This window comes from Pseudomonas sp. (assembly GCF_049645325.1).
Classification (GTDB): Bacteria; Pseudomonadota; Gammaproteobacteria; order Pseudomonadales; family Pseudomonadaceae; genus Aquipseudomonas.
Window position 1 is genome coordinate 1 of sequence record NZ_JBARTQ010000272.1, and the last position, 4,463, is coordinate 4,463.

At 62.1% G+C, this 4,463-nt stretch carries 5 protein-coding genes and 1 pseudogene; 3 read left to right on the top strand and 3 right to left on the bottom strand.

Annotated features, from left to right (window positions below):
* Nucleotides 1-209: pseudogene (locus WBB95_RS11935) on the top strand (VOC family protein); the annotation flags it as partial.
* A 43-nt stretch (nt 210-252) separates the two neighbouring features.
* Here the strand turns inward: WBB95_RS11935 and WBB95_RS11940 are convergent.
* Nucleotides 253-1,119: an aldo/keto reductase family oxidoreductase gene (locus WBB95_RS11940; protein WP_424487783.1), complete on the bottom strand. Its 867-nt coding sequence runs from the start codon at nt 1,117-1,119 to the stop codon at nt 253-255.
* Nucleotides 1,120-1,190: 71 nt separating this feature from the next.
* Between WBB95_RS11940 and WBB95_RS11945 the strand changes: the two genes are divergently transcribed.
* Nucleotides 1,191-1,823 (top strand): TetR/AcrR family transcriptional regulator, encoded by a 633-nt coding sequence (locus tag WBB95_RS11945; protein ID WP_424487784.1) that lies wholly within the window; start codon nt 1,191-1,193, stop codon nt 1,821-1,823.
* Between the two features lie 47 nt (nt 1,824-1,870).
* Nucleotides 1,871-2,332 carry an NUDIX hydrolase gene (locus WBB95_RS11950; protein ID WP_424487785.1) on the top strand — a complete coding sequence of 154 codons (462 nt, stop codon included), beginning with the start codon at nt 1,871-1,873 and terminating at the stop codon, nt 2,330-2,332.
* Here the strand turns inward: WBB95_RS11950 and WBB95_RS11955 are convergent.
* Together WBB95_RS11955 and WBB95_RS11960 are read right to left on the bottom strand one after the other, a co-directional pair.
* Complete coding sequence (locus WBB95_RS11955) at nt 2,329-2,883, bottom strand: cysteine hydrolase family protein (protein WP_424487786.1); 555 nt, start codon at nt 2,881-2,883, stop codon at nt 2,329-2,331. The two genes, WBB95_RS11950 and WBB95_RS11955, sit on opposite strands and share 4 nt — an antisense overlap.
* A 97-nt stretch (nt 2,884-2,980) precedes the next feature.
* Nucleotides 2,981-4,282, bottom strand: a complete 1,302-nt coding sequence (locus WBB95_RS11960; RefSeq protein ID WP_424487787.1) for an NAD(P)/FAD-dependent oxidoreductase — start codon at nt 4,280-4,282, stop codon at nt 2,981-2,983.
* Nucleotides 4,283-4,463 lie beyond the last annotated feature (181 nt).

Consider the following 4,463-nt stretch of genomic DNA (forward strand, 5'->3'; position numbering starts at 1 on the left):
GTATGAACCTGCAGATTGACGTGGCGGCGGTGCAAACGGTGCTTGCACGCCTGGATGCCGCAGCGTACCCGCTGTTTAAAGCGTGCACGGACGTGTGGTACCGGGCGGGCGACGTAGACGTCGGGCAGCGTGAGGTTTTGGTACAGGACCCGGACGGTTACCTGGTGCGGCTGGTTGAGCGGCTCGGAGAACGAGCCGCGCGGGCATGACGCCTGGATGGCAGGGCAGACCCGCATCTGCCCCTTAACCTGTTCAGCCCGCGATGGCGTTCAGCTCCGCGAACACCTCGTCGGTCAAAACCAGCTCGCCGACAGCGAGGTTTTCGCGCAGGTGGTCCACCGACGACGTGCCAGGAATCAGCAGAATATTCGGTGACCGGCGCAGCAGCCATGCCAGCGCCAATTGCTTGGGGGTTACGCCGAGCCGCTGCGCAAGGCTGGACAGCGTTGAAGATTGAACCGGGGTAAATCCACCCAGCGGGAAGAACGGTACATAGGCAATGCCGTCCCGAGCCAACTCGTCGATCAAGGCGTTATCGTGCTGATGGGCGATGTTGTAGAGGTTCTGCACACAGACGAAGTTGACCAGTGCGCGCGCCTCGGCCACCTGCGTCGGTGTCACATTGCTGATGCCGATGTGGCGCACCAGGCCTTGCTGTTGCAGTTCCGCCAGCGCGGTCAATGAGGCTTCGATCGAGCCTTCACCCGGGCCCATCAGGTTGTGGGTTGAGCGGAAGTTGACCACGTCCAGCACGTCCAGCCCCAGGTTGCGCAAGTTGTCATGCACCGCCTGGGTCAGTTCTTCCCTGGATGACGCGGCATGCCATCCGCCTTGATCATCGCGGCGTGCGCCGATTTTGGTGACGATGGTCAAGTCATCGCGGTAGGGGTGCAGGGCTTCTCGAATAAGCTGATTGGTGACATGCGGCCCGTAGAAGTCGCTGGTGTCGATATGGTTCACGCCGGCTGCGACGGCCTCGCGCAGTACTGCAATTGCCGCTTCACGGTCTTTGGGCGGGCCAAACACACCGGGGCCCGCCAGTTGCATCGCACCGTAGCCAATGCGGTGCACGGTGCGGTCGCCGAGGGTAAATGTGTGGCTGTTTGCCAAGCGGGTCATGTCTGTCACCTTGCATCACCTGAGTAAGGCTCTAATATGAAGGATCCTTCAGATTTGGGAATTCGCATTCCATGAGCACACTTAAAACGTCCCTGAAGCCAAGAAAATCGGCGGTTCAAGCGCGTTCCGCTGCGACCGTGGAGGCGCTGCACACGGCAACCCTTCAGGTTTTGACCCAGCAAGGGTTGATTCGCTGCACCACCACGCGCGTGGCTGAACGCGCGGGCATGTCGGTCGGCAGCCTGTATCAGTACTACCCCAATCGTGATGCGTTGCTGGCTGCCATCCTGGAAAAACACCTGACGACCGTGGCCGAGACAGTTGAATGGGCGTGTGATCGGCATCAGGGCCAGCCGGTCGGGGAAATGGCCAGTGGGCTGGTATCAGCGTTACTCGCGGTCAAACTGCAGGACCCTGCGGTGTCCAAGGCCTTGTACGCAATTGCGGCCGAGCGGGGCGGGGCGCAACTGGTGGCGCGCATCAACACGCGTATGGTCGGCGCCATTGCCGGCATGTTGGCGACGGCAACCGACGCTCAATTCGAAGCCCCGTCCCTGACCGCCGCGATTGCGCTGAGCGCCATTGTTGGCCCTGTGCGCACGCTGCTCGAAGGCAACGCGTCACCGGCGTTTGAAGCGGGTATCGAACAACAGACCACGCTGCTATTGAGCGCGTACCTGCAAGCCCATCGAGTGACCGCTTAAGCGCGAACGTCCAGATATAACCCACTCTCAAGGAAGGCAACGTCCACATGCGCGAGCGAAAAGCAGCACGACTCCTGGTAATCAGCCCCGCTAACGCGGTACTCCTGTTCCGGTTCGTGCACACCCAAGGTGCGCTGGCAGGCGACAACTATTGGGCCACGCCCGGTGGCGGCGTCGAAGAGGGCGAGACCTTTCACGCGGCGGCGATTCGTGAACTGCGCGAAGAAACCGGAATCGTCGTGGCGAGGGTTGCTGATTCCCTGGCGCAGCGCAGTTTTGCGCTGAGGCTGCCCAGTGGCGAAACCGTGTTGGCGGTTGAGCAGTATTTTGTCGTTCACGCCCAGAGCGAAGCGCTTTCCAAGGCCGACTGGACTGAGCAAGAGGCTCAGGTGATGGCCGATCATCACTGGTGGACCGTTGAGGAATTGCGCGCGACCAGGGACACGGTTTTCCCCGAAGCGTTGATTGAAATGCTGGCGCAAGCGGGCATTGTTGTGCCCGCCGCTTAAGCGAGGATTTCGGCGCTCTCAAGCACTCTGGCGTAGTCCATGGCGAGGTTGCTCAGCGACAGCGCATGCACGTCCTCGGCGGTCCAGAGGCGGCCAGACAAATCGGTTTGATCAAACGTATAGCAACCATCCGCGACGACGATCACGTCAAAGCCCAAATTGCCGGCCGAACGCGCCGTAGACTCTACGGAGTTGTTGGTGATCACGCCCACGACCACCAACTGCTTGATCGCGCGCGCATGCAGCCAACGTTCCAGGCCGGAGGCGATAAAGGCGTCCGGGACGTTTTTTTCCACCACGTGCTCATGTTGGAGCGGCTGCAGCGCAGCTTGAAACTCGCAGCCGGGCTGACCTGGCCAGAACACCGACCCCGGCGTGCGAGAGATATGCCGAACGTGGACAACGGGGCGCTGAGCCTGTCGCCATGCGCCGAGCAAGGCCTGCATCTTCAACTCGGCCTCGGGGTTGTTGCGCCGCCCAAGTGTTGGGCGGTTCATGCCCTGTTGCATGTCGATGATCAGCAGCGCGGCGTTGGTGTCCAGCGGTTCCATGGTCTACCCCTCCATTTTCAGCTGCAAAACATAGCAGCCATCGCCAAGGTTCAAACAGCGGTTTTTTTTGAAAACGTGACACCGTTTTCGCCGCCGCTCAGCGCAGCTTTTCCAGCATCTGGTAGTACCACATGCCCACCGCCAGCATCGGGTTGCCAAACACATCGCCGAGCGGCACTTTGATGTGTTTGCACCCGGCGAAGGTGTCGAACCTGCCGAGCGTGCCGGTCAGCGCTTCGGCCATGATTTCGCCCATGATATGGCTGGTGGCGATGCCATGCCCCGAATAGCCCTGGCAGTACCAGACGTTGTCCGAGAGCTTGCCGAGTTGCGGCACGCGGTTCATCACAATGCCCATCGCACAGCTCCACTGGAACTCGATGTCCACGCCTTTTAGCGCCGGGAAGGTGCGCTCGATGCACGGGCGCAGTTCAGCGGCGATGTCCCGTGAGTCACGCCCCGAATAGTTGGCGCCGCCACCGAACAGCAAGCGGCCGTCGCCAGTCAGGCGGTAGTAGTCGAGCACAAACCGGCAGTCGTAGACCGCCAGGTCGCGGGGGTTGATCTGGCGTGCCAGCTCGCCCAAAGGTGCGGTGGTGACAATGCCGCCCATGGCCGGGAAGATCTTGCCCTTGAGCTGTTTGGGTTCCAGCCTGTGGTAGACGTCACCGGCCAGTAATACCTGGCGCGCATCGATGCGGCCCTGGGCGGTGATCACCGCGGGCCGGTCGCCGTGGACGATCTCCAGCACCTCGGTGTGTTCGAAGATCAACGCGCCCAGGCTGTGCGCCGCGCGCGCTTCGCCCAGGCAGAGGTTGAGCGGGTGCAGGTGCAGGTTGCGCGTGTTTTTCAGCGCGCCCAGGTACAGCTCGCTGTCCAGATGCTCGCGCATGCCGGCCTGATCGAGCAGGCTGACCTGCGCGCCCATGCCGCGTCGCTGGGCCTCATCGTGAAAGGCGCGCAACTCGGTGAGGTGCGACGGTTTCATCGCCGCGTGCAAGTGGCCGTGCTTGAGGTCGCAGTCAATCGCGTATTTGGCGACGCGCTGCTCGATGATTTCGTGACCACGCCAGCGCAGGTGCCAGATAAAATCGTCGACCTCATCGCCCAGGCGAGTGCGCATCTGCTGGCGCATGGCTTCGTCGCCCGACAAACTGCCGGTGACCTGCCCGCCGTTGCGCCCGCTGGCCCCCCAGCCGATGCGGTTTGTTTCAACAATCGCCACCTTGAGCCCGCGCTCGGCCAGCTCGACAGCGCTGGCGACGCCGGTAAAGCCGCCGCCGATAATCACCACGTCAACGCTGACCTGGCCTTGCAAGGTCGGGTACTGAGTGGGGTCGTTGAGGCTGGCGGTGTAATAGGAAGCGCTGCGCTGGGCGGTACGCATGGCTGCGGTCATGGACGTGTTCCTTCTGATGGATGAATGCCGGTCAGGCACAGTCGACGGGATCAGAAGTGTGCGTCGGGCGGACGCGCATGACGGCAATGCCACAGCGCCCAGAAGGCCAGGATGATGTTGAACAGGGGGTTTTCGCAGGGGCGCGCCTGCACCTTCGCAAAGGCGGGGAGCAGGTGACGAC